Source organism: Corynebacterium sp. 045007 (assembly GCF_040743205.1).
Taxonomy (GTDB): domain Bacteria; phylum Actinomycetota; class Actinomycetes; order Mycobacteriales; family Mycobacteriaceae; genus Corynebacterium; species Corynebacterium jeikeium_D.
Window position 1 is genome coordinate 23,705 of sequence record NZ_JBFLKW010000004.1, and the last position, 23,089, is coordinate 46,793.

Annotated in this window: 21 protein-coding genes; 16 read left to right on the forward strand and 5 right to left on the reverse strand. The window is 59.7% G+C overall.

Translation table 11 applies throughout. The annotated features are described in order from the left end of the window. Positions 1–9: 9 nt before the first annotated feature. The 5 genes from AB1Z34_RS03265 to AB1Z34_RS03285 all read left to right on the forward strand — a co-directional run bounded on the left by AB1Z34_RS03265 (position 10) and on the right by AB1Z34_RS03285 (position 5,333). Positions 10–1,506: a methylmalonyl-CoA carboxytransferase subunit 5S gene (locus tag AB1Z34_RS03265; RefSeq protein WP_367157888.1), complete on the forward strand. Its 1,497-nt coding sequence runs from the start codon at positions 10–12 to the stop codon at positions 1,504–1,506. Between the two features lie 23 nt (positions 1,507–1,529). Further along, positions 1,530–3,143 carry an acyl-CoA carboxylase subunit beta gene (locus AB1Z34_RS03270; RefSeq protein WP_016422966.1) on the forward strand — a complete coding sequence of 538 codons (1,614 nt, stop codon included), beginning with the start codon at positions 1,530–1,532 and terminating at the stop codon, positions 3,141–3,143. After that, the gene (locus AB1Z34_RS03275) at positions 3,143–3,448 is read left to right on the forward strand and encodes a hypothetical protein (RefSeq protein ID WP_176719111.1); all 306 of its coding nucleotides are present in this window, start codon (positions 3,143–3,145) and stop codon (positions 3,446–3,448) included. The genes AB1Z34_RS03270 and AB1Z34_RS03275 overlap by 1 nt, the downstream gene beginning before the upstream one ends. 71 nt (positions 3,449–3,519) lie before the next feature. Further along, positions 3,520–3,879, forward strand: coding sequence for a biotin/lipoyl-containing protein (locus tag AB1Z34_RS03280; RefSeq protein WP_070862938.1), 360 nt, complete (start codon positions 3,520–3,522; stop codon positions 3,877–3,879). 89 nt (positions 3,880–3,968) lie between these two features. Then, the gene (locus tag AB1Z34_RS03285; RefSeq protein WP_367157889.1) at positions 3,969–5,333 is read left to right on the forward strand and encodes a Na+/H+ antiporter family protein; all 1,365 of its coding nucleotides are present in this window, start codon (positions 3,969–3,971) and stop codon (positions 5,331–5,333) included. Positions 5,334–5,373: 40 nt separating this feature from the next. Here AB1Z34_RS03285 and AB1Z34_RS03290 read toward each other — a convergent pair whose 3' ends face one another. Then, positions 5,374–6,042 (reverse strand): TetR family transcriptional regulator, encoded by a 669-nt coding sequence (locus AB1Z34_RS03290; RefSeq protein ID WP_367157890.1) that lies wholly within the window; start codon positions 6,040–6,042, stop codon positions 5,374–5,376. A gap of 192 nt (positions 6,043–6,234) precedes the next feature. On the opposite strand from AB1Z34_RS03290, the gene bioB reads away from it, so the two are divergent. From bioB to nadC, 6 genes are all read left to right on the forward strand, one after another. Then, a complete protein-coding gene (bioB, locus tag AB1Z34_RS03295) occupies positions 6,235–7,242 on the forward strand; it encodes a biotin synthase BioB (RefSeq protein ID WP_049190419.1) in 1,008 nt (335 codons plus the stop codon). After that, entirely contained in the window at positions 7,229–7,531 is a 303-nt protein-coding gene (locus AB1Z34_RS03300; protein ID WP_016422960.1) for a hypothetical protein, read from the forward strand. Before bioB ends, AB1Z34_RS03300 begins: the two co-directional genes overlap by 14 nt. 75 nt (positions 7,532–7,606) lie before the next feature. Continuing rightward, positions 7,607–8,185 (forward strand): hypothetical protein, encoded by a 579-nt coding sequence (locus AB1Z34_RS03305; RefSeq protein ID WP_049193981.1) that lies wholly within the window; start codon positions 7,607–7,609, stop codon positions 8,183–8,185. Between the two features lie 346 nt (positions 8,186–8,531). Further along, the gene (gene nadA, locus AB1Z34_RS03310) at positions 8,532–9,554 is read left to right on the forward strand and encodes a quinolinate synthase NadA (protein ID WP_224433280.1); all 1,023 of its coding nucleotides are present in this window, start codon (positions 8,532–8,534) and stop codon (positions 9,552–9,554) included. Positions 9,555–9,564: 10 nt separating this feature from the next. Next, positions 9,565–11,124 (forward strand): L-aspartate oxidase, encoded by a 1,560-nt coding sequence (locus tag AB1Z34_RS03315; RefSeq protein WP_367157934.1) that lies wholly within the window; start codon positions 9,565–9,567, stop codon positions 11,122–11,124. Positions 11,125–11,130: 6 nt separating this feature from the next. Continuing rightward, positions 11,131–12,012, forward strand: a complete 882-nt coding sequence (gene nadC, locus AB1Z34_RS03320; protein WP_367157891.1) for a carboxylating nicotinate-nucleotide diphosphorylase — start codon at positions 11,131–11,133, stop codon at positions 12,010–12,012. A gap of 35 nt (positions 12,013–12,047) precedes the next feature. Here the strand turns inward: nadC and AB1Z34_RS03325 are convergent, their stop codons facing one another. The 3 genes from AB1Z34_RS03325 to AB1Z34_RS03335 form a co-directional block, all read right to left on the reverse strand. Next, the gene (locus tag AB1Z34_RS03325) at positions 12,048–12,623 is read right to left on the reverse strand and encodes a hypothetical protein (protein ID WP_048734664.1); all 576 of its coding nucleotides are present in this window, start codon (positions 12,621–12,623) and stop codon (positions 12,048–12,050) included. A 50-nt stretch (positions 12,624–12,673) separates the two neighbouring features. Then, positions 12,674–14,464 carry a hypothetical protein gene (locus AB1Z34_RS03330; RefSeq protein ID WP_070862942.1) on the reverse strand — a complete coding sequence of 597 codons (1,791 nt, stop codon included), beginning with the start codon at positions 14,462–14,464 and terminating at the stop codon, positions 12,674–12,676. Positions 14,465–14,540: 76 nt separating this feature from the next. Beyond that, a complete protein-coding gene (locus AB1Z34_RS03335; protein ID WP_049190029.1) occupies positions 14,541–16,247 on the reverse strand; it encodes a hypothetical protein in 1,707 nt (568 codons plus the stop codon). A gap of 296 nt (positions 16,248–16,543) precedes the next feature. Here AB1Z34_RS03335 and hisD point away from each other — a divergent pair, with 296 nt between their 5' ends. The 4 genes from hisD (at position 16,544) to AB1Z34_RS03355 (ending at position 21,425) form a co-directional block, all read left to right on the forward strand. Continuing rightward, entirely contained in the window at positions 16,544–17,893 is a 1,350-nt protein-coding gene (hisD, locus tag AB1Z34_RS03340; RefSeq protein ID WP_367157892.1) for a histidinol dehydrogenase, read from the forward strand. After that, entirely contained in the window at positions 17,893–19,035 is a 1,143-nt protein-coding gene (locus tag AB1Z34_RS03345; protein ID WP_367157893.1) for a histidinol-phosphate transaminase, read from the forward strand. Before hisD ends, AB1Z34_RS03345 begins: the two co-directional genes overlap by 1 nt. A 45-nt stretch (positions 19,036–19,080) precedes the next feature. Beyond that, on the forward strand, positions 19,081–19,719 hold the full coding sequence (gene hisB / locus AB1Z34_RS03350) for an imidazoleglycerol-phosphate dehydratase HisB (protein ID WP_284857489.1): 639 nt from the start codon (positions 19,081–19,083) through the stop codon (positions 19,717–19,719). Between the two features lie 284 nt (positions 19,720–20,003). Further along, positions 20,004–21,425, forward strand: a complete 1,422-nt coding sequence (locus AB1Z34_RS03355) for an MFS transporter (protein WP_367157894.1) — start codon at positions 20,004–20,006, stop codon at positions 21,423–21,425. 105 nt (positions 21,426–21,530) lie between these two features. On the opposite strand, the gene AB1Z34_RS03360 is transcribed toward AB1Z34_RS03355, so the two are convergent. Next, a complete protein-coding gene (locus AB1Z34_RS03360) occupies positions 21,531–22,154 on the reverse strand; it encodes a low molecular weight phosphatase family protein (protein WP_367157895.1) in 624 nt (207 codons plus the stop codon). 188 nt (positions 22,155–22,342) lie between these two features. Here AB1Z34_RS03360 and hisH point away from each other — a divergent pair, with 188 nt between their 5' ends. After that, on the forward strand, positions 22,343–23,041 hold the full coding sequence (gene hisH, locus AB1Z34_RS03365; RefSeq protein ID WP_367157896.1) for an imidazole glycerol phosphate synthase subunit HisH: 699 nt from the start codon (positions 22,343–22,345) through the stop codon (positions 23,039–23,041). The last annotated feature ends 48 nt before the right edge of the window (positions 23,042–23,089 follow it).

A 23,089-nucleotide genomic window follows, 5' to 3' on the forward strand; every position in this document is an offset into this window, starting at 1 on the left:
TTTGGAGTTATGAGTCCACGAACCATTGGTGTAACGGAAGTAGCGTTCCGAGACGCTCATCAGAGTCTCATGGCAACGCGAATGGCTATGGAAGACATGGTCGATGTCTGTGAAGAAATGGACAAGGCCGGTTTTTGGAGTGTGGAGTGCTGGGGCGGCGCAACCTTTGACGCCTGCATCCGCTTCCTTAATGAAGACCCCTGGGAGCGCCTGCGGACATTCCGCAAGCTGATGCCGAACAGCCGCCTGCAAATGCTGCTGCGCGGCCAGAATCTCCTCGGTTACCGCCACTACGAGGACATGGTGGTTGACAAGTTCGTCGAAAAGTCTGCTGAAAACGGTATGGACGTATTCCGTGTTTTCGACGCGCTCAACGACCCACGCAATCTCGAGCACGCCATGCGCGCGGTCAAGAACGTCGACAAGCATGCGCAGGGCACGATCTGCTACACGACGTCTCCGCTTCACGACGTCGACGGGTACGTGAAGCTCGCTGGTCGTCTACTGGATATGGGGGCGGACTCCATTGCGTTGAAGGACATGGCAGCGCTGCTGAAACCCCAGCCGGCTTACGACATCATCCGCGGCATCAAGGAAACGTACGGCGAGGACACCCAGATTAACGTCCACTGTCACTCGACCACCGGTGTCACGATGGTGACTTTGATGAAAGCCATCGAAGCTGGGGCGGATGTCGTGGACACGGCAATTTCGTCGATGTCGCTGGGCCCGGGGCACAACCCGACCGAGTCGCTGGTGGAAATGTTGGAGGGAACCGACTACACCACCGACCTGAACATGGATAACCTGATCACCATTCGTGACCACTTCCGCAAGGTGCGCCCGAAGTACGCAGAGTTCGAGTCGAAAACCCTGGTCAATACCGACATTTTCATGTCGCAGATCCCCGGCGGCATGTTGTCGAACATGGAAAACCAGCTCAAGGCCCAGGGCGCGGGCGACCGCGTCGAAGAGGTCATGCGTGAAGTACCGATTGTCCGCAAGGACGCCGGTTACCCGCCGCTGGTGACTCCGAGCTCGCAGATCGTCGGCACGCAAGCTGTGTTTAACGTGCTGATGGGACGCTACAAGGTTATGACGGCTGAGTTCGCTGACCTCATGCTCGGCTATTACGGGCAGTGCCCGGGTGAGCGCAACCCAGAGCTGATTAAGCAGGCAGCGGAACAGACCAAGAAGGAAGAAATCACGGTTCGCCCGGCTGATCTTCTCGAGCCAGAGTGGGACGACCTGGTCGAGCAGGCCAAGGAGCTCGACGGTTACAACGGCACCGCCGAGGACGTCCTGACCAACGCACTGTTCCCATCCGTCGCACCGGGATTCTTCACCACGCGCGGCGAAGGGCCGAAGAACGTCGGTAAGACTGCCGAACAGCTCAAGCGCGAGGCGGAGCAGGTCTCTGGTGCTGCCAATGCCATTCGCGAGCCAATTCGCTACAAGGTTACCGTTGGCGGTCGCTCACAGACCGTCCAGGTGGAACCCGCCTAGGAACATCGGGAGAAGAGATAGCAATGTCGCAAAGTTCAGCAAACCAGCCGAATCCGGCGGGTGCCGTCGCGCCGGGCGTCGATGCCTCGATGGCGGAGCGCCTGGATTATTTGGATGCTCAGCGTCGTCGTGTTGAGGCCGGTGGCGGTGAAGCCCGCCAGGCCAAGCAGCACGAACGTGGGAAGATGACTGCCCGCGAGCGTATCGACAACTTCGTCGACGAGGGCACTTTCCGTGAAACCGGGATGTTCATGACTCACCGCACCACCGACTTCGGCATGGATACTGCCGACGCGCCTGCCGACGGCGTGGTCACCGGCACTGCCGCGGTTCTCGGCCGGGCAGTACACGTGGCCTCCCAGGACTTCACGGTCATGGGTGGCTCCGCTGGTGAAACGCAGTCCCGCAAGGTTGCGGCCACCATGCGCGCTGCTGCCGACAACGGCACTCCGTTCGTTTTCATCAACGACTCCGGTGGCGCTCGCATTCAAGAGGGGATTGACTCTCTGTCGGGCTATGGCCAGGTCTTCTACAACAACGTGTGGCTATCCGGTCTGGTGCCGCAGATTTCCATCATTGCAGGCCCATGTGCTGGTGGCGCTGCCTACTCGCCAGCGCTGACCGACTTCATCATTCAGACTCGCAAGGCGCAGATGTTCATCACCGGCCCGGGCGTTATTAAGTCTGTGACCGGCGAGGAAGTTACCTCCGAGCAGCTCGGTGGCGCTGATGCGCACATGGCCAAGGCCGGCAATATTGACTTCGTTGCCGACGATGACGAGCAGGCCATCCTGATTGCGCAGAAGCTCTTAAGCTTCCTGCCACAGAACAACACGGAAGAGCCGCCGATCGTGGATCCGGTATTCGACGCCGAGCCGGATCCAGAGCTCCGCGACATCGTCCCCGTCGATGGCAAGAAGGGCTACGACGTCCGCGAGGTCATCATCCGTATCGCCGACAATGGAGACTTCCTCGAATGCCAGGCGGGTTTTGCCACCAACCTGGTTGTCGGCTTTGGGCGCGTTTTGGGCCGTACCGTGGGCTTTGTCGCCAACCAGCCGAACGTGATGTCCGGTGTGCTGGACATTAATTCCTCGGACAAGGGCGCAAAGTTCATCCGCTTCTGCAATGCCTTTAATATCCCGCTGGTCACCCTGGTTGACGTTCCTGGCTTTATGCCGGGCGTCACTCAGGAGCACGGCGGCATCATTCGCCACGGCGCAAAGATGCTCTACGCATACTCCGCAGCGTCTGTGCCCAAGGTGACCGTCGTCATGCGTAAGGCCTACGGCGGTGCGTACCTGGCGATGTGCTCGAAGGACCTCGGCGCGGATTACGTATTCGCATGGCCGACCGCGGAAATTGCGGTGATGGGCGCAGAGGGGGCGGTCAACGTGGTCTTCCGAAAGGAAATTGCCGCCGCGGGCGACGAGGAAGAGCAGGCGCGCGTGCGCGACGAGCGTATCGCCGAATACAAGACACGCTTCTCGACGCCGTATGTCGCCGCCTCGCGCGGACTGGTCGACGACGTGATTGACCCGGCGGAAACCCGCCTGCGTGTGGCTGACGCACTGTCGGTTCTGCGTAACAAGCGCGAGGTTCGCCCGGCCAAGAAGCACGGATTGGGGCCACAGTAATGTCTGACGGCATCGGTGAGATTAAGGAGCTGCGAGCGCTCGTCGCTGAACTGAACGACCGGTTGGATGCGACCTCGACAAGCTTGCAGAAAGCCACGGCACGCCTGAATCAGGCAGAAAGCGAGTTGGCTGAACTGCGCAAACGCGTGGACGCAGATATCCCCGAGGATACTGTCATCGCCATTTCGGCAGCGGTGTCTGCGTACCTGGGCAATCGCGGCAAGGTGAAGGCAATTCGATACAACCGCCATAAGACGTGGGCTGCGCAGGGACGCCAGATCCAGCAGCAGCGCAACCTGCGTTAGTTGGAAATTTTCGATAACCGACTTAATTGAGTCTGACTCATTGACTTTTGCTACGTGAGGATTGTTGAGCCATGAAATTGAAAGTGACTGTCGGCGGCATTGCCTACGATGTCGACGTCGAAGTAGTTGAGGAGCCCAAGCGTCTTTCGCCCATCGTGTTGGGTGGATCGTCGAGCGCTTCCGTTGAGCCGGCCACCGCTAGTGTCTCGGGTGTCTCCGCCAATTCGGTGGTGGCGCCACTGGCAGGTTCGGTCAGCAAGATTTTGGTCGAGGAAGGCCAGAAGATTGAGGCTGGGGAGGTGCTGCTCATTCTCGAGGCAATGAAGATGGAAACCGAGATTACGGCCCCGGCTGCAGGCACTGTCGGCTCTATTCAAGTTGAAGTCGGCGACGCAGTGCAGGGTGGCCAGGGACTCGTCTCGATTGATTAGCCGCATTAGCCGGGGTGTAGAGATTTTGGGGTGAAATCTTTCTAACCCCGGTTGCTGGAAATACTTAAGGTTGCCTTAATATTTTCCTTATGAATGCCGTTCTTCTCGCCGTTTTGGTGATGCTAATCCTGGCGGTCTGCCGGGTACACGTTGTGCTAGCGCTGTTTATTGGCGCCTTGGTCGGTGGTCTTTCCGCCGGTATGGGGCTCGATGCCACAATGGTTGCCTTCCAGGAAGGCCTCTCTGGTGGTGCGAAGATTGCCCTGAGCTATGCCATGCTGGGTGCCTTTGCCATGGCAGTGGCATCCTCCGGGCTGCCCAAACTGCTGGCCGATTGGCTGATTGCCAAGATCGGCACGGAGGATGAAGGCGCTAAATCTAAGGCAGAGGCATGGACCAAGTGGGGTATGGTCGCCGGCATTTTGGCCATGGCAATCATGTCGCAGAACCTCATCCCAGTTCACATTGCGTTTATCCCGCTGATTATTCCGCCGCTGTTGCCGGTATTTAACCGCCTCAACATCGACCGCCGAATGATTACCAGTGTGATGACCTTCGGTTTGGTCACCACCTACATGTGGGTTCCGGTCGGATTCGGTTCTATCTTCCTGAACGACATCCTGCTGGGGAACATCGAGAATGCTGGCCTTGATGTTTCCAATATCAACATCATGATGACGATGGGCATTCCGGCTCTCGGCATGCTGGCCGGTCTTGCTATTGCCGTGTTTTTCTCCTACCGGAAGCCACGGCATTACGAAGATCGGCCGATTGCCCAGTCCTCACATACGGAATCCCAGTCTGACGAACCGGTGTCGAAGTACCGAGTTATCGTTGCTCTCGTTGCAATCGTGGTGACTTTCGTCGTCCAGATTGTGATGAATTCTATGGGGACCGATGCCGATCCGTTGCTGATTGGTGCACTCACTGGTCTGGCAATCTTCATGCTCACCGGTGCCGTGCGCTGGCGTGAGGCGGACGACGTGTTCACCGCCGGTATGAAGATGATGGCCCTGATTGGTTTCATCATGATTTCTGCACAGGGCTTCGCCTCGGTGATGTCGGAGTCCGGCCAGATCGAGCCGCTGGTGACCGCTACTGCAGAGCTGTTTGCGGGCAACAAGCCTGCCGCTGCATTCGCCATGCTGGTCGTTGGTCTGGTGGTCACGATGGGTATTGGTTCGTCCTTCTCGACGTTGCCGATTATCGCCATCATCTATGTGCCGTTGTGTCTGTCGCTGGGCTTCTCGCCGATGGCTACCGTCGCCATCATTGGTACTGCAGGTGCTCTGGGCGATGCTGGTTCGCCGGCATCGGACTCGACGCTCGGCCCGACGATGGGTCTCAATGCCGACGGGCAGCACGACCACATTCGCGATTCGGTTATTCCGACCTTCCTGCACTTCAACCTGCCGCTGCTGGCAGCTGGTTGGGTAGCAGCTCTGGTGCTCTAGCGCCGGGGCTTGACCGTGAGCGTGATTGTTTCAGCGGGGCTTACTGACCTGCAATCCCCTTAGTCTCCGCAACCCCCGCAATTCCGGCGATAAAGAGCTCGGTTCCCAGTGCAATGCGCTGGCGGCCGAGCTCTTTTGTCTGTGTAGCCGTATCTTCAGAGGAAATCTCGACCTCAGCGTCCTTACCGGCGGTGTTCTCGCCACTGGCATCACCATTGTTGGAAACGCCCTTGGCGCCGTTCAGGTCAAGCGCGATGGCTGTCTGCTGGTCGACTGTCGCACCGAGAATGAAGTACACGAGGACAGACGCGGTATCAGCCGCTGAGGGGGTGTTAATGGAGGTTTCGGGTGCATTCTCCAGGGCGTCGGCAAGCAGTTGTTCGGGGCGAATCGTGGCGGTGCCCGTAGCGAGTGCGGCCGAGACGACCTCGGCGCCATCCCGATGAGCGGTGAGGCAGGAGTAGAGCAGCTCGGCGACGGCTTCGATGTCGGCACGCCAATCGCCGGTGGCGGAAAACTCTGTGCAGGGAGCCAAGATGCGGTCAGCGACGGCACCCAGCAGTGCCTGCTTGGAAGGGTAGTGCCAGTACATTGCGCCAGCGGCGGTACCCAAGTGGCGAGTCAGGCGGCGGATCGTGAGATCGCCGAGTCCGTACTCGTTGAGAATGGTGAGAGCTGCGTCGACAATGATGTCCTTGGTCAATTGCACACTGCCTACCGTAGACGAAAGAAGAATCATCTGGAAGATGTCTCAAGGCTGAAATGGGGAGCGTAAATCCGCGACACGACGGGAATTGAACCCTGTTCGACATTCTGTAGCTGCGGTATTAAGTTTGATAACTGAACAACTTCTGAAACGGTGTTCAAGTTTTATCCCCAGCCTCAAGGAGCGTCACCCCCCATGACTCAACAGCAGCAGGACATTTTGGAACTCGCCCGAGAAAAGGTGCTCGGCCGCGGTGAGGGGCTGAACTATGAGGAGACCCTGGCAGTTCTCAATCTCGATGACGACAGCATCGAGGATCTGCTGGCGCTGGCTCACGAGGTGCGCTTGAAGTGGTGCGGCGAAGAGGTCGAGGTTGAAGGCATTATCTCGCTGAAGACTGGCGGCTGCCCAGAGGACTGCCACTTCTGTTCGCAGTCGGGTCTGTTCGAGTCCCCGGTGCGTTCGGCATGGCTGGATATCCCGGCGCTGGTGGACGCCGCTAAGCAGACCGCAAAGTCGGGTGCGACTGAGTTCTGCATCGTTGCTGCAGTAAAGGGGCCGGACGAGCGACTGCTCAGCCAGATGGAACAGGCTGTCGCCGCCATTCAGGCAGAGGTGGACATTAATGTGGCCGCCTCTATGGGCATTCTGACGCAGGAGCAGGTAGATCGCCTGGCCAAGGCTGGTATTCACCGCTACAACCACAACCTCGAGACCGCCAAGAGCTACTTCCCGCAGGTCGTGACCACCCACACTTGGGAAGAGCGCCATGACACCCTGCGTATGGTCGGCGAAGCCGGCATGGAGGTCTGCTGTGGCGGCATCCTGGGTATGGGAGAGACCCTTGAGCAGCGTGCCGAGTTCGCTCAGGACCTGGCAGCTCTCAACCCGACCGAGGTGCCGATGAACTTCCTCGACCCGCGCCCGGGCACTCCGTTCGCCGGTCGCGAGCCGATGCCAGCCAAGGACGCACTGCGTGCCATCGGTGCCTTCCGTCTGGCACTGCCGAAGACCATCCTGCGTTTTGCTGGCGGTCGTGAGCTCACCCTGGGCGACCTGGGCGCAGAAAAGGGGCTACTCGGCGGTATCAACGCTGTCATTGTCGGTAATTACCTGACCACTCTGGGCCGTCCGGCGGAGCAGGACCTGGACATGCTTGGCAAGGTACGACTCCCAATTAAGGCCCTCAATGCAACTGTCTAAGCCTCGGACATCTAGCCCGCGCTCGCCGCGGAGTAAGAAAGTCGACTCCACAGAGCTGCTCCAGGCCATGGTGCTGGGAGATGAGCCCAAGTTCGATCCTTTTACCGGCGCCGACCTCGAAGCTGGTGAAGTGCGCGAACGCTCCTATGGTGCAAAAGCTGGACTGGAGGCGCCTCGGTTCTGCCAGCTCTGTGGGCGCCGGATGGTGGTGCAGGTGCGTCCGGACGGCTGGACTGCAAAGTGCTCGCGCCACGGCGAAGTGGACTCCGTTATGTTGGAGCAGCGATAAAAGGCGCTGATTGTGCTAGTGCGCCATTCGGGCACGCTAGTACCGGATGTGCGCCGTGAGGTAAGTTAGTCAACTATGACTATGAAAAATACCCGAGTCCCACACGTTGAAAAGCAGAGCGTGGCAATGGCCTCGGGTATTGTTCTCTTCTCCGTCGTAACGGGAACGATAGCCGGAGTGGCCTGGGCATTCCTACGCCCCAAGCAGCAAGTGCAAATGCTCCCGGATAACCAACTAGCGATTATTCAAGAAACCGTTGACGCTGGTTTTATCGGGCTGCTCTGGTTTGTTGCTGTCACTGCCATCAGCGGCCTGGTGCTGGGAATTACTACGTTCCGAAATCGTGCCATCACGACCCCTGTGCAGATGCTCACAGCAATTGGCTGGGCAGGTTTCTCCGCGTTGATGAGCGCAGCAGTGACGTACCTCGTCGGTCAGTCGGTTGCGGCATTGCTCCAGCCGGATCTGGCGGGAATGCAGCCGGGCGATAAGTTCTCGGTGATTCCGGACTTCAAGACCTATGTAGCGCTGCTGGTCGCGCCACTGGTTGCCATGCTCGCACTGTGGTCCCGGGTGTTGTTCCAAACGGACTTCACGGAAGGTAACGAGAGCGCTGCGGACAATGTTGCGGACGCAGATTCGGTCACTAAGTGAGACAGTGAGGTTCTGCGCGGGGTCCGTCGTAAAGCACTATTTCCTACTGAACAGGGGTAGTTATTGGGAAATAGGCTTATACAAGCCTTACAATTTTGGGAAATAGGTTCGTCTTCGATGTCAGTATTCGCCCCGATTTAGGGGCTTTTTCGATATTGTGCGGCGAGCTTAGGTCTCTTGCACTTGCCCGTTTGAGTCCGCTGCGAATGCCTCCGGGGACCGTTGCCGGTAACGGTGACGGCGTTTTCTCCGGTCGTAGCCGCAGCCCATTGAAGTAAGGACGTAGTTTTCCGTGAATACCAGCCTTGCGGCCAATGCTTCCAGCCTGCCGCGCCTTGAATCGGATCTGTACGAATCGGTAGTCGATAAAGATGGCCGCTACGGTGGCGTAATTGCAGATGAGCGCTGGGCCCAGGAGATTAAGCGCCTCGCCCGCGAACGCAATGCCGTAATTCTTGCGCACAACTACCAGCTGCCGGAGATTCAGGATATTGCCGATTACACAGGCGACTCCCTCGGACTTTCCCGCATCGCTGCGGAAACCGATGCTGACGTCATCGTCTTCTGTGGTGTCCACTTCATGGCGGAAACCGCCAAAATTCTGAGCCCAGAGAAGACCGTCCTTATTCCGGACGAGCGCGCCGGCTGCTCCCTGGCGGACTCCATCACCGCAGATGAACTGGCCGAGTGGAAGGCAGAGAATCCCGGCGCACTGGTAGTCAGCTACGTCAACACCACGGCAGACGTAAAGGCTCTGACCGACATCTGCTGTACTTCCTCCAACGCCGTCGACGTGGTCAAGTCCATCCCGGAAGACCAGGAGATCCTGTTCAACCCGGATCAGTTCCTCGGCGCACACGTCCGCCGTGAGACCGGCCGCGACAACATCAAGGTATGGGCTGGTGAGTGCCACGTCCACGCCAACATCAACGGTGAGGAACTCGCGCACCGCGCGGAAGAGAACGCCGATTCGCAGCTGTTCATTCACCCGGAGTGCGGTTGCGCGAACTCTGCGATTTACCTCGCAGGTGAAGGCACCATCGAGCCCGAGCGCGTGCAGATGCTCTCCACCGGCGAGATGCTGACCGAGGCGCAGAAGCTGAAGGAGAACAAGCCCAACGGCAAGGTGCTCGTGGCCACTGAGGTGGGCATGCTCCACCAGCTGCGCAAGGCCGCACCGGATGTCGACTTTGAGCCGGTCAACGACCGCGCTTCCTGCTCGTACATGAAGCTCATCACTCCGGCGGCTCTGCTGCGCTGCCTCGTTGAGGGCACTGATGAAGTCGATGTCGAGCCGGATGTCGCCGACAAGGCGCGCGCTTCGGTCGAGCGCATGATCGCCATCGGTAACCCAGGCGGAGGCGAGTAACACGTTTGGTCTGCGCCCATCATTCGACAGTTGGACACTGACGTGTGACTTCCTCGTCATCGGCGGGGGAGTCGCAGGGCTCAGTGCTGCGCGTCGGGCTCTTGAGCTCGGCCTCGACGTGCTGGTTATCGACAGCGTCGAGTGGCGCGTCGGTGCCCGCAAACAGCTGCGTTTCGCCGATGCTGCCACGAATCTCGCCCAGGGCGGGCTCGCGGTCGTCGGGCTTGACGACGACCCCAGCGGCCATGTGGCCAACGGGTTCGACGACACCACTGATTCCCATATCGCGGATACTCTCGATGCCGGTGCCGGACACGGCGATGAAGAGGCTGTGGCTTCCATCATCCGCGCCGGCGCTGCGGCGACCGAGTGGCTAATCGGGCTAGGCGCTACATTCGACCCGGCACCGGATAACCCGGCCGTTTATTCCCGCACTAAAGAGGGCGGACACCACACGCGGCGCATCATTCATGCCGGCGGTGACGCCACTGGTGCTGAAATCGAGCGCGCTCTAGAGGCCTCAGTCACCGGCGTGCGAGTACTGCAAAACGCTACAGCGCGCCAGCTCATCGCTGGCAAAGGCGGCCGCGTGCTGGGGGCGCTGGTAGCGGATCCCCGTGGTGGCGGCGCTATTCGCGCAGGCGCCACTCTGCTGGCTACCGGTGGCGTGGGCCATATTTACCGTGCGACCACGGCCCCCTCGGGCGCCCGCGGTGAGGCTATCGGCATGGCCTCCGATGCCGGTGCGGAGATTCGGGACATGGAATTCATCCAGTTCCACCCGACAGTGCTCTATGACGAGCGCTCGGCATCAGACGGCACCGGCCGACGCCATCTCATCAGCGAGGCGGTCCGTGGTGAAGGAGCCATTCTCGTCGACTCCCGGGGCAACAGTGTGACCGCCGGCGTTGACCCTCGCGGGGACCTGGCTCCGCGCGATATCGTCTCGCGCGCCATCGCGACCCGCATGCGCGAGCTCGGCGAGGACCACGTCTTCCTCGACGCACGTCACATCGACAACTTCGCCGCCCGCTTTCCGACGATCACAGCGGGCCTGACCGCAGCGGAGATTGATCCGACCAAGGACCTCATTCCCGTGGCACCGGCGGTCCACTACACCTGTGGTGGCATTGCCGTCGACCCATTCGGTGCAACTAGCGTGCCGGGTCTCTTTGCGGCCGGCGAATGCTCCGCGACGGGACTTCACGGTGCCAACAGGTTGGCTTCCAATTCGTTGCTGGAGGGACTGGTCGTCGGCAAGCGGGTGGCCGAAAAAGTCGCTGAAACACACGCTGTGCCGGTCGGGGACGAGGAATTCGCAGCGGCCGTTGAAAGCCTGCCGCAGCTACGGCCAGAACTGGAGCCGCGTCAGCTTTTCCGGTTGCAGACGGCGATGCAGGAAGGCGCTGGTGTAACGCGCAATGAGCAGAGTTTGCGGCAGACGTTGGCGGTTATCGATCGGCTCCCGCAATCGGTTCAGGTCGTAGCCGCAAGGAAAGTCGTCGAAGCGGCATTGGCACGACCATATACTTTGGGGTGCCACACTTGGTTTGAAAAGGACAGGGATTAGCTAGCCATGACTCTTGAGAAGGACACTCTGCGCGGGGTGCTGAACGAAAACATCACCCGTGGCCTCATTCGGACGGCACTGCAGGAAGATATGAGCTTCGGGCCGGATGTGACCTCGCTGTCGACAGTCTCGGCATCTGCGCAGGCACTCGCCCGCCTGGTGGCCCGGCAAGAGGGCGTTATCGCGGCAATCGATGCGGTGGAGTGGACGCTGCAGGAGGTCATCTCGGGTGAGTTCACCGTCGAAAAGCACGTTGAAGATGGCACCCTGGTGCGTCCTGGCACAGTGCTGGCAACGATTTCTGCGCCGACTCGGGGGTTGCTGACTGCTGAGCGGACAATGCTGAATATCCTCACGCACGCCAGTGGTGTAGCTACTGCGACGCGCCAGTGGGCTGACGCGATTATCGGCACCGGTGCGCGGGTGCGCGATTCCCGAAAGACACTGCCGGGTCTGCGCAACCTGGAAAAGTATTCTGTGACCTGCGGCGGCGGAATTAACCACCGCTACGCTTTGGGCGATGAAGCACTGATTAAGGACAACCACGTGGTGGCCGTCGGTTCCGTGTCCGGTGCGTTGAAGAGGGTGCGGGATCAGTACCCGGAGCTGCCGTGCGAGGTGGAAGTCGATACCCTCGCACAGCTCGATGAAATCCTGCCGATGAAGCCGGACATCGTCATGCTGGACAACTTCGAGGTCTGGGAGACCCAGATCGCGGTGCAGCGCCGCTCGCAGATTTCTCCGGCCACCCAGCTGGAGTCCTCTGGTGGACTGACCATCGATGTGGCTCGTGAGTACGCGTCCTGTGGTGTCGATTACCTGGCTGTGGGCGCGCTAACCCACTCGGCCAAGGTGTTCGATGTCGGACTCGACTTCGACGAGCAGTAGCTGAATCAGCCCCCGGTTTCGCCTCGTAGCTTCGCCTACAGGCGACGGGCGATCTCTGCCCCAATCTCGCTTAGTGCCGACCCCCAGCGCTCCCGTGATTGCTCATCACAGGTTTCCTGTGCGCGGTAAAGCGCCTTCTCCGCAGCACCGACATCGCCCAAATGCAGGTGGCACTGTGCAATTTGTGCAAGCAGAGGCACGGCCTGGATATTGAGCTTGTCGGACTGGAAAAGTCCCGCCGCTAACTCCAGGTGATCAATGGCGCGCCCCTGATGTCCTCGACGAATCTCTGCCTGGCCGTTCAAGGTGTGCCACATCGCCCAGCGCAAGTGGCGCGGAGGGGTGTCCGCAGTCGGCTCGAAGCCGTCTTTCTCCAGGTTATCCAGCAAATCCAACCAGTCCGCGGCCTTGTCCATCAGCTTCGGTGCAGAGCCACGGATGGGGCGCCCCAGACTGTCGGTCTGCGGGGCATCAGCCTTGTCGCCGAGTTCCTCGAACCCCTGCATCAGAGTTAGGGCTGCTTCCCAGAGGTTGTTTTCCTCAGCCAATGCCGTGGCGGCGTCGAAAAGCTGCTGCGGGCTAGAAGTCGCGGAATCACCAGAAGTAGTCATGACCTAACACTCTACTTTGTGTCACCGCCAGTACCGAAGTGGGCGGGGCGCTAGTATTCGTCGTCAAGCGACTGAATGATGATGACGTCAAGGGCATCGAGAACAGGATGGCCTTCCCACACGTCGCGGGGCAGAAGCTCTTCGACGCGCCGAGCATAGGCGGCGGCTCCGTCGGAATCACCCGCGTCGAGACGGTAGCGAACCCCCGCCAGCAGCGCGCGGGCGGCTTCCTCGCCATCGCCGGACTGCAGGTAGCCCTTCGCGGCGGCTTCCACATGGTTGATAGCCAACGTGTCGCGGCCAGCGGAGTAGAAGACGTAGGCGGCATCGTCGTGCCAGTCGGCGAGTGACCAGTCGTCGGAGATGAGCTTCTGAGAACGCAGCAGAAGGTCCTCAGCCTCGTTGAGCGTGTGGTCAATGGCGGCGGAAGCGTCCTCAGAGACAATCTCGCCGGTGAATTCGGAGCCCTCTTCGGAAATGACCAGGTCAATGACATGAATGATGGAACGCGCAGCCTGACGGTAGGCCTTGGCAGCGCCCTTGGTATCGCCGTTGCGTTCAAGGTGCTCGCCGTGTTCGATGAGCAGCTTTGCCGCCTGGCGGGGATTATTGCCGAGCCCCGCGGCTGTGGAGGCAATAGAAAACGCCGCGTCGGTGCGTTCTTCATCGGCAGTAAATGCTGACCAGTGCGCAACTGGTTCGGCAAAGCGCAGTGCCTCGTCAACCTCGTCGGCATCGAGGAGACTGCGGGCCAAAACGAGCTGGATATCCATGGTGATGGGGTTGACTGGCATGCCCTCGGCGCTGGCGAGCGCGCGGCGGGCAAATTCGGCGGATTCCGCGAAATCGCCGTGGGCGTTGAGAAGCGCACAGAGCAGACGCACGCTGCGAAGCACCGCGACCGTGAGTCCTGCATCGAGACCAGCCTGCACGATTGGGCGTAGCTGGCGGATTGCCTCCGCTTCCTCACCAGCTTCCAGAGAGAGAAAAGCCAGAAATTGGCGCGCTTCAATCGTCGTGGTGACGGGTTCCGACTGAGGAGCCGCTGCGACGCTGGCAGCGATGCGGGCGGCCCTGCGCAGCTCACCACGGCTGTGCGCGAGCTGCGCCTCCAACAGCTTCCGGTCGTCGAAACTGCTTCGCTTTGGTGCCCAGCGTGCGGACCATTCAGAGAGCTGACCGGCGATTTCCGCCCGGCGCGCCAGCGATGCTGCGGCGCCGGCAACAGCCGCGCTGACCAGGTAGTAATAGGCCTCGCCGGGCTGTGGAGTGGTGGCGACGATGTCCTTAGCAAGGCTGATCAGCTCAGGGATTTCGGAGTCCTCGGGGCGCCGGCCGGTGATGGCATCACCTGGGTTGGCGTCGATGAAGGCCTCAGCCTCGGCGAATGCTCCGTAGGAGCGTGCGTGCAAGATCGCGGGGCGGATGTTGGCCTCAGTTGCCCAGCGCAGCCACTCGGCGCGTGCAGCAGCGGCTTCTTCTACCAATTCCAGTTGGTCGGCAACTGCATGCCTAAGTGCGTGGAATTCGCCAATGACATCGGGGGAGTTGGTAGGCGCGTCGGCCAACCAGTGCGTGTGGGCGAACTTGGTGACAGCGCGCCAACTGGTGACGTGGTCGAGCGTGGCACCGGCCTTGCGGGAAATAACCAGCAGCTCCGGGAGGGAGTCCGGCAATGCCTTTAGCGGATTGGGCAGGGGAGGAAAGTCCAAGGGATCGGACGAGTTCTCCGTTGCTGATGCGTTTTCCGAATTCACTGACACGTGGTCGGCAGCGATGCCGGCATCCCAATCGCCAACTTGAATTTCAGACTCAGAGTTTTCTTCTTCCCACCAGACCATTGGACTATCTTCGCCCGTGGCATCGGGAAGATGCAAAACTGCTTTGCTTTTCAGACCTGTACAGCCGGATGCGCTGTTAATCCGGGTTTGAAAAGCTACGCATTAGTTCACGAACTTCATCGCGCACCGGGTGATCCGGGCCGACTAGGTCGCCGATGCGAATCGCGAACCGGCGGGCGCGTTCCTCATTGTTATCACTAGCAGCAGCACGCACCGCGATAGTCAGTGTGCGGGCCGCGTCGGCAGGGGCGTGGGCTTCTAAGAAAAGCTCGGCAGCTTCGTCGGAGTACTTGTACACGCCGTCGTTGTCCCACACAGACCAGCACAGCAGCGCCTGCGCTTCGTGCCACTTGGCCGATTCCCAGGACCCAACCACGTAGCCACGTGAGCGTTCCATCAGGTGGTCGGTCAACTCACTTGTGGCGCCCACGTTACTGAGTGATAGTGCGGCATTCATCAGAGTTTCCGCAGGTGAAATCGGTGACGAGTATCCGGCACGAATATCGGCCAGCGCGTCGAAGAGCACTGCCGCATGTTCAGTATTTCCCTCTTGGACTGCCGATTCCGCCGCAATAGCACAGGAAAAATCAGTACGCGCGGAATCCTGGGTAGGCTCAGACCACTTTGCAACCGACTCCGCTTCCTGGCCGGCGTGGCGGAAATCTCCGAGCTCGTACAGTGCCGTTGCCTTCAGCAGCGCGATTTCCATGGTGACTTCACAGTCGGGGTAGTCTTCTGACACGTCCTGGGCGCGCTGAGTCAGCTTCAGCATCTCCTCGGCATCGGGTTTGTTGTGTGCGACCTCGAAGTTGATGTCTGCCATCTCACGAACCGCGAGAATATAGTCAGTGTCCAGTCTGTGCTGGTCCGCGACTGCCACGTTGTTCGACAGCATTCGGAACGCGGTATCGCTATTACCGGTCTCTATCGAGTACCGTGCCAAATTCTGCCTCAGCTCAAGGCCCGCGATTACGGAGCGGTTACCGATTGCATTGAGCTGTGAGGCGCAAAGTCGCGCTGCGTCGACGACCTTCCCGGCTCGGTGCAGCAGTGATGCCTCCGTTAGAGTCTTCGCCAGCGCAATCGACTCAAACTTATCCTCATTCGGCAGTGCCCGAATCATCTCGTGCAGCTCCTGTGCCAAGTCCTCACGGTTGACCTTTCGCAAGGCGCTCGCAATCCGAATCAGCGCGTCAGTCAGTGCCGCCCGCTTCTTCCACTGGCGGGGGCTAAACGGTTCATCCGCTTCTTCGCTTGCCGACGATTCCTGCGGCCGCAGCCCATCCGCATCCGTGGTCACCGCGCTGTGACTGCTGGTTGGGGCATCCAGATCGTCGGCAAGCACGAGTGCCCGGTACGAGGTGATTTCCCTGCTCATGCGTGCGATGAGGGGGATTTCGGTCTCTGCGGCAGCAGAGGTTGGACCATCGGCGATAAAGGTGGTGTAGCGGCGGGCTTCATCCGCCGCTAGCCGTGCCCGGGCGCGCCAGTACTCCGGGACGTTGTCGTTATCGGATGCCCATACCATCCAGTTCAGGGCGGCATCGTGCGCAGCTGTCATCATGCCGAGCGATTCGGTGACCTCGCGGACTATGCGGTAAAACGCGCCGACGTGTTCGGTAACGCCGTGGGCTTCCGGAGCAGAAAAGAGTTGTGGGTTGTAGAAATGATGCGCGAAAACTGATTCCAGTTGGCGCGTGGCCAGGGAATTGTCGGCTGCGGTCGCATCTGCGTAGGCTGCGACGAGCTCCGGCAAATCCGGGCTGTTTCCTTCCTGGTTCAACAGCTGACCTTTCTACGACTGGTTACTACTTTCCTTAACACTGTAATGGGTCACTGTGGCGGAGCTAACTTGCGCCACAGTATGAGGGGTTAAATGGGGCAATCGGTATGAACCGGGCGTGCGAAAGATATGCTTAGTTCATACTCAAGGGTGCCTTTAAGGGCGAATAGTAGCGAAAACCGTGGATAAAGTCTTTGGCTTTGACCGAGATTTTCAATACTTTGTTGTCATTTCTTTGTCACTCTGAAGTGCTCACGTATGAATCCATCGTGCGAATAGGCGGTTACTAATTAATTATGTTGTCCACTATTGATCTTCGCGGTCAGACTCCCACCACCGCCACTCTGCGTCGAGTGTTGCCGCGCGGTGCGGCAGACGTTGATTCCATGATTCCCACGGTCAAGCCCGTTGTCGATGACGTGGCAGCCCGTGGTGTGGAAGCGGCGATGGAGTACTCCGAGAAGTTCGACCGTATTCGTCCGGCATCCATGCGCGTTCCAGCGGAGGTTATCGATGCCGCGGAAGCCGCGCTGGAAGAGGACGTCCGCTCTGCTCTGCAGGAGTCCATCGGGCGCGTGCGCGCGTTCCACGCTGCTCAGAAGCCGAATGACAAGACTGTTGAAATTCTTCCCGGCGGCATTGTCCGTGAGAAGTGGATTCCGGTTTCGCGCGTCGGTCTTTACGTCCCCGGGGGCAATGCCGTCTACCCGTCGTCTGTATTGATGAACGTCATCCCAGCTCAGGAAGCTGGTGTGGAGTCCCTCGTCGTCGCCTCTCCACCACAGGCCGACAACGACGGCTGGCCGCACCCGACCATCCTGGCTGCCTGCAAGCTGCTTGGCGTGACCGAGGTGTGGGCCGTCGGCGGTGCACAGGCCGTCGCACTGCTCGCATACGGCGATGAAAATGAGAGCCTCGAGCCGGTCGACATGGTCACCGGTCCGGGCAACATCTTCGTTACCGCCGCTAAACGTCTGTGCCGCTCGGTCGTCGGTATCGACGCCGAAGCTGGCCCGACCGAAATTGCCATTCTCGCAGATAACACCGCTGATCCTGTCTCCGTCGCCTACGACCTGATTTCCCAGGCTGAGCACGACGTCATGGCCGCCAGCGTGCTTATCACCGACGACGCCGATTTCGCCGCCACCGTCGACCGCGAGGTCGAAAACCGCTACGAGGTCACCATGAACGCCGACCGCGTTCGCGAGGCGCTCACCGGCGATCAGTCTGGCATCGTGCTTGTCGACGACATGAATATCGGCATCCAGGTTGCAGATGCCTACGCCGCTGAGCACCTGGAGATCCACACCGAAAACGCGCAGGCCGATGCCGAACGTATTACGAACGCTGGCGCAATCTTCATCGGTCGCTTCTCGCCGGTGCCACTGGGCGATTACTCGGCCGGCTCTAACCACGTGTTGCCGACCTCCGGCACCGCCCGCCACGCCTCGGGCCTGTCAACGCACACCTTCCTCAAGTCGGTCCACATGATTGACTACAACGAGGTCGCGTTGAAGGAAGTTGCCGACAGCGTGGTAGTCCTGGCCAACGAAGAACGACTGCCAGCGCACGGCGAGGCCATCCGTGCCCGCTTTGAGACGCTTCTCGGCTCTGAGATCAATGGCGCAGAAAAGGGGAACAACTAATGAGCAACCAGCCTGAGAATCAGCCACAGCCGTCGGTAGCCAAGTTGGCGCTGGCAGATTTGCCACTGCGCGACGAACTGCGCGGCGAGGAAGCCTACGGTGCCCCGCAGCTCGACGTCGATGTTCGCCTGAACACCAACGAAAACCCGTACCCGCCATCCGATGACCTCATCGCCGACCTGGTGGCGCAACTGGAGAAGGTCGCCTCTGACCTCAACCGCTACCCGGACCGTGACGCAGTAGCACTGCGCAGCGCACTCGCCGACTATGTCACCCGCCAGACCGGCGTGGACATCACCGTCGACCAGGTATGGGCCGCCAACGGCTCCAATGAGATTCTCCAGCAGCTGCTGCAGGCATTTGGCGGGCCGGGGCGCAGCGCAATGGGCTTTGTGCCCAGCTACTCGATGCACCCGATCCTCTCGTCCGGCACGCAGACGGAGTTCATCGGCATCGACCGCGACCCGGAGACCTTCGACATCGACATGGATAGTGCGCTCGCGGCCATTGCCGAGCACCGTCCTGACGTCATCTTCATCACGACTCCGAACAACCCGACTGGCAATCTGACCACGCTCGCTGACCTGCGCCGCATTATTGAAGCCGCGCCGGGCATCGTCATTGTCGATGAGGCCTACGCCGAGTTCACTGAGGAGCCGTCGGCGACAACGCTGCTGGCTGAGTTCCCGTCGAAGCTGGTTGTCTCCCGTACGATGAGCAAGGCTTTCGACTTCGCCGGAGGCCGCCTTGGCTACTTCGTTGCTAACCCGGCATTTATTGATGCTGTGATGCTCGTGCGTCTGCCATACCACCTGTCGACGTTGACGCAGGCCGCAGCCACGGTTGCACTCCGCCACTCGGATGCGACGCTGTCGACCGTCGCAAAGCTTGCCGACGAGCGTGACCGCGTCGTAGCCGCCCTGAACAGCTATGGCTACGACGTGATTGACTCGTACTCGAACTTCGTCTTCTTCGGGCGCTTCGCCGATGCCGCGGCGGCATGGCAGAGCTTCTTGGATGAGGGAGTACTCATCCGCGATGTTGGCGTGTCCGGTCGTCTGCGTGCCACTATTGGTCTGCCCAGCGAAAATGATGCGCTGCTGGCGGCGGCCAAGAAATTGGCAGCGACCGCGCTGGCTTAAGCGAAATGCTGCCGGTACATCCCACTACAAGGAGAGATCTGACTTATGCACTTCAGTGATAAGGCCCATCTGGAGGCAGAGCGCACTGAGCGCGTTGGCCGTGTCGAGCGCGCCACCCGCGAATCGAGCATCGTCTGCTCGGTGAATCTCGATGGCACCGGCAAGACCGATATTTCGACCGGTCTGCCGTTCTTCGACCACATGTTGACCGCTTTCGGCTCCCACGGCAGCTTCGACCTGACTGTGCACGCCAACGGCGACACCGATGTCGATGCGCACCACACGGTGGAGGACACCGGCATCGTTATGGGGCAGGCGTTTGCCCAGGCACTGGGGGATAAGTCCGGTATTCGCCGCTTTGGTGACTGCTTCATTCCGATGGACGAAACGCTGACGCACGCAGTGGTTGACGTGTCGGGCCGTCCGTATTTTGTTGGCACTGGCGAGCCAGAGCAGATGTTGACTGCCGTTATTGGTGGCCACTACGCAACGGTTATCAACGAGCACTTCTTTGAGTCCTTCGCCCTAAATGCCCGTATTGCGCTGCATGTTCGCTGTCTCTACGGGCGCGATCCGCACCATATCACCGAGGCTGAGTACAAGGCTGTGGCCCGTGCCCTGCGTGCTGCCGTCGAGGACGACCCGCGCGTCCACGGTGTGCCGTCGACCAAGGGCACTCTGTAGGTCGCAGCTGTAGTAGACGGCCGCTGTAGGAAACCGGAAAATCCGCCTTAGCTGGCATTTTAGGGGAATCGATGGTAACAACGTCTGTAGACGTGCTTTTAGCGCAGGTGTCTACCGCATCGACGCTGAGCACTTATTTTTTGTTCATTGTCGCTGGTCTGCTGGTGGGCGGAACGTGGTCACTCTATAAATCCGGATCGAGGGTCGGAACAATTGTCCTTGGTCTCTTATCTGTGATCGCGCTTGCCGGCGCAATTTTGTGGTTGATAGGAGTGATGGAGTAAATGGCGTCCCGGGTGATGGACCGCAAGCAGTTGGACGAACTGGACAGCATGTGGAAAGCGCCCGGACTAGTACCTACGCTAGTCGCCGTGATGGCCGCCTTCGGTGGCTGGTCACTCCTCATGCCTGTCATTCCGCAGGCAATTCTTGACGATGGCGGTGGAACCTCGCTCGCCGGTGCCTACACCGGTGTTTTTATGGCCGCCACAGTTCTCACGCAAACGCAGACTCCACGTATGTGTCGCCGTCTTGGCTACGGCATGACCATGCTGATTTCAGGTTTGTTTCTGGGCTTGCCGACGATTCTGCACATCTTTGGCACCGATGCTGCTTTGGTGCTCATCATTGCGGTTCTCCGCGGTATGGGCTTCGGTGCGCTGACTGTCGCCGAGTCCGCATTGATTGCCGAGCTAGTGCCAATGAAATTTCTGGGTAAGGCCTCTGGCGTTCTCGGTGTGGCAGTTGGTTTATCTGAGCTCATTTTCTTGCCACTAGGACTAATCATTGCGGACAAGACGGGTTCTTACACCCCTGTTTATGTCTTGGGTGCCGTCATCTCGCTTGTCGGTTCGTTGATGGCACTCTTTATCCCGAAGATTAAGCCAGCGCCGAAGGAGGGCAAGGGCGGCAAGGAAGACGTCGGCGATCCTGTGCCCGGATCTGCAGCAACTCAGCCGAGCCCCGTTGAGCACGTTGCCACATGGAAGCTGGTGGCCATTCCCGCGCTCGCAATTTGCACGATTGCGATGGGCTTTGGTGGTATTTCCGCATTCCTTGCCCCGGCAGCTCGCGAAATTGATCTGGTCTCCGGTGCGGTTGTGGCTGGCCTGTCGCTGTCTGTTCTCGGTGGCGCGCAGATGGTGTTCCGTTATTTCGCAGGAATCTACGCCGACCGGAAGTCGGAGGCTGGAATTCTGCTGATTCCGGCATTGATCAGTGGTTTTATTGGCCTGCTGATGATGTCCGGCGTGGTTCTCTTTGATCTGTCGGCCTGGCTGCTGCTGGTTGCGGCCATTTTCTACGGCGCGGGCTTCGGCATAGTGCAAAATGAGGCTCTGCTGCTGATGTTTGCCCGCCTGCCGCGTGACCGTACTGCTGAGGCCAGTGCCTTCTGGAACATGTCCTTTGACTCGGGCACAGGTATCGGCTCGTTCGTTCTGGGAGCCGTAGCTGCGGCCGCACTCCGTCCGTACCCGGCTGTCTTTGCCTTTGCGGCAGCTCTGCTGGCAGTTGGTCTCATTGGTGCGGTGCTCGACCGAATCATCGGAAAGCACCGCGTGGCGGAGTACCAGAACACCCGCGCTACGCTGCGTCGTCTGGGAGATGCCGTCAAGCGTCGTACGCCGGAGGCCGCTGTGCGTGTTGCCCGCCCGGCAAAGAATGCAGTGACGCGTTTGACGGTTCGGGACCGCAAGAAGAAGTAACTACATACAAAGAGACGTTTGAAAAAGAGTGGCTGCGCAAGTTCTTGCGCAGCCACTCTTTTTGGTTAATAAATGCACCCCCGGTGTGGGGTCAGCCGTGCCTGTTTACGCGACGGCGACGTCCATCTCGGTGAAGAGAGCCCGCAGGCGGGTTTCGATATCGTCGATAAGCGACTGGAGCTCATCGTCTGTGAGACTGTCCGGATCTGCGACATCCCATTCCACGTAGCGGTCGCCGGGGACTGCTGGTGTCTCGTCGATGCCCATGAGTACGACAACGTCGGCGCGGTGGGAAACGCGGGGAGTAATCGCCTTTTGGGTGAGGCGTGAGGTGTCCACGCCACGGTCGTGAAGAGCCGCGACGACGCGAGGGTTCAGGCCATCCTCTGGATTGAGGCCGATAGTGCGGATAAAGACTTCGTCACCAACCAGGTGGTAGGCCAGGGCAGTGGCAATCTGGCTACGGCCGGAACCGCGGCTATCGGCAAAGAGAATCTCTTGGCGCGGGGCGAAGTCCTTGCATCCGCTCGCGGCCTTGATGCGTTCGGTGGCCTCGCGTTCGGCGAGGACGGGGAGGAAGTTAGTCACCTTCGCAGAGCTGGACAGCTCTGCAATGACATCGTCGAGGATGGAATCGATAGTCGCAGCATCGCAGGCTGCACCGTAGAGCCGGTGAAGGTCCTCGCGGACAATGGCAAATGATTTACTAAGAACGGATGCGGTAGTCATAGCGTCGGAGCCTCTCTGTGAAAAGTAATCAGGAGTATTAGGGATAAATCAATAACTTAGTTAACCTGTTGTTAACCTTGAGTTTACCAAAGTATTCGGTAGTTGTATACCAGCACTTTTTCCTGTCCAGGCAGTTTTCTTGGGGTAAGTGGCAAACATCGATTCCCAGCGCCTTAAAATGTCCAACTATGGAACAAGTCTCACCTTCGACGAAGACCCCGACCGTTGCCATCCTTGATTACGGCTCCGGTAATTTGCGTTCAGCTGAGCGCGCTGTGGCCACCACGGGTGCCGAGGTTATTGTGACCGCCGATCCGAAGGCCGTGATGGAGGCCGATGGTCTGCTCGTTCCCGGCGTCGGCGCCTATGCCGCATGCATGGAGGGTTTGCATCGAGTGCAAGGGCCGCGCCTGATTGGCTCTCGACTCGCAGGTGGTCGACCAGTGATGGGAATCTGTGTCGGTATGCAGGTGCTCTTTGACCGCGGCGTCGAGTACGCCGACGGCATCCATGCAGCGGAGACCGACGCATCCGCAGCTGTCACCGGCACCCCGGGTTGTGGTGAGTGGCCCGGTACTGTCGAGCGTCTCGAGGCGTCGATTCTGCCGCACATGGGCTGGAACACGGTTGAAGTACCGGAAGGCTCAAAGATGTTTAAGGGACTGGAAGATCAGCGTTTTTACTTCGTCCACTCCTACGGTGTGCGCAAGTGGGACCTTGATACGGATTCTCGCATCGCTCCGCCGCTGGTGACGTGGTCTGCCCACGAATCCGATCGGTTTATCGCAGCCGTGGAAAACGGTCCGCTGTGGGCCACGCAGTTCCACCCTGAGAAGTCTGGTGAAGCAGGGTTGAAGCTGCTGCAGAACTGGGTGGACACGCTGTAGTTGCCCAATCGGTAGTATCTGCCCTAACCGCACTACCTGGTAGGTGAC

Bases quoted from the DNA above. Each gene is read 5' to 3' on its own strand.
- hisD (WP_367157892.1), top strand. From the start codon at position 16,544: ATGTTGTCCACTATTGATCTTCGCGGTCAGACTCCCACCACCGCCACT.
- AB1Z34_RS03270 (WP_016422966.1), top strand. From the start codon at position 1,530: ATGTCGCAAAGTTCAGCAAACCAGCCGAATCCGGCGGGTGCCGTCGCG.
- AB1Z34_RS03285 (WP_367157889.1), top strand. From the start codon at position 3,969: ATGAATGCCGTTCTTCTCGCCGTTTTGGTGATGCTAATCCTGGCGGTC.
- hisH (WP_367157896.1), top strand. From the start codon at position 22,343: ATGGAACAAGTCTCACCTTCGACGAAGACCCCGACCGTTGCCATCCTT.
- AB1Z34_RS03275 (WP_176719111.1), top strand. From the start codon at position 3,143: ATGTCTGACGGCATCGGTGAGATTAAGGAGCTGCGAGCGCTCGTCGCT.
- nadC (WP_367157891.1), top strand. From the start codon at position 11,131: ATGACTCTTGAGAAGGACACTCTGCGCGGGGTGCTGAACGAAAACATC.
- AB1Z34_RS03280 (WP_070862938.1), top strand. From the start codon at position 3,520: ATGAAATTGAAAGTGACTGTCGGCGGCATTGCCTACGATGTCGACGTC.
- AB1Z34_RS03345 (WP_367157893.1), top strand. From the start codon at position 17,893: ATGAGCAACCAGCCTGAGAATCAGCCACAGCCGTCGGTAGCCAAGTTG.
- bioB (WP_049190419.1), top strand. From the start codon at position 6,235: ATGACTCAACAGCAGCAGGACATTTTGGAACTCGCCCGAGAAAAGGTG.
- AB1Z34_RS03355 (WP_367157894.1), top strand. From the start codon at position 20,004: ATGGCGTCCCGGGTGATGGACCGCAAGCAGTTGGACGAACTGGACAGC.
- AB1Z34_RS03360 (WP_367157895.1), bottom strand. From the start codon at position 22,154: ATGACTACCGCATCCGTTCTTAGTAAATCATTTGCCATTGTCCGCGAG.
- AB1Z34_RS03300 (WP_016422960.1), top strand. From the start codon at position 7,229: ATGCAACTGTCTAAGCCTCGGACATCTAGCCCGCGCTCGCCGCGGAGT.
- AB1Z34_RS03265 (WP_367157888.1), top strand. From the start codon at position 10: ATGAGTCCACGAACCATTGGTGTAACGGAAGTAGCGTTCCGAGACGCT.
- AB1Z34_RS03330 (WP_070862942.1), bottom strand. From the start codon at position 14,464: ATGGTCTGGTGGGAAGAAGAAAACTCTGAGTCTGAAATTCAAGTTGGC.
- AB1Z34_RS03325 (WP_048734664.1), bottom strand. From the start codon at position 12,623: ATGACTACTTCTGGTGATTCCGCGACTTCTAGCCCGCAGCAGCTTTTC.
- AB1Z34_RS03305 (WP_049193981.1), top strand. From the start codon at position 7,607: ATGACTATGAAAAATACCCGAGTCCCACACGTTGAAAAGCAGAGCGTG.
- hisB (WP_284857489.1), top strand. From the start codon at position 19,081: ATGCACTTCAGTGATAAGGCCCATCTGGAGGCAGAGCGCACTGAGCGC.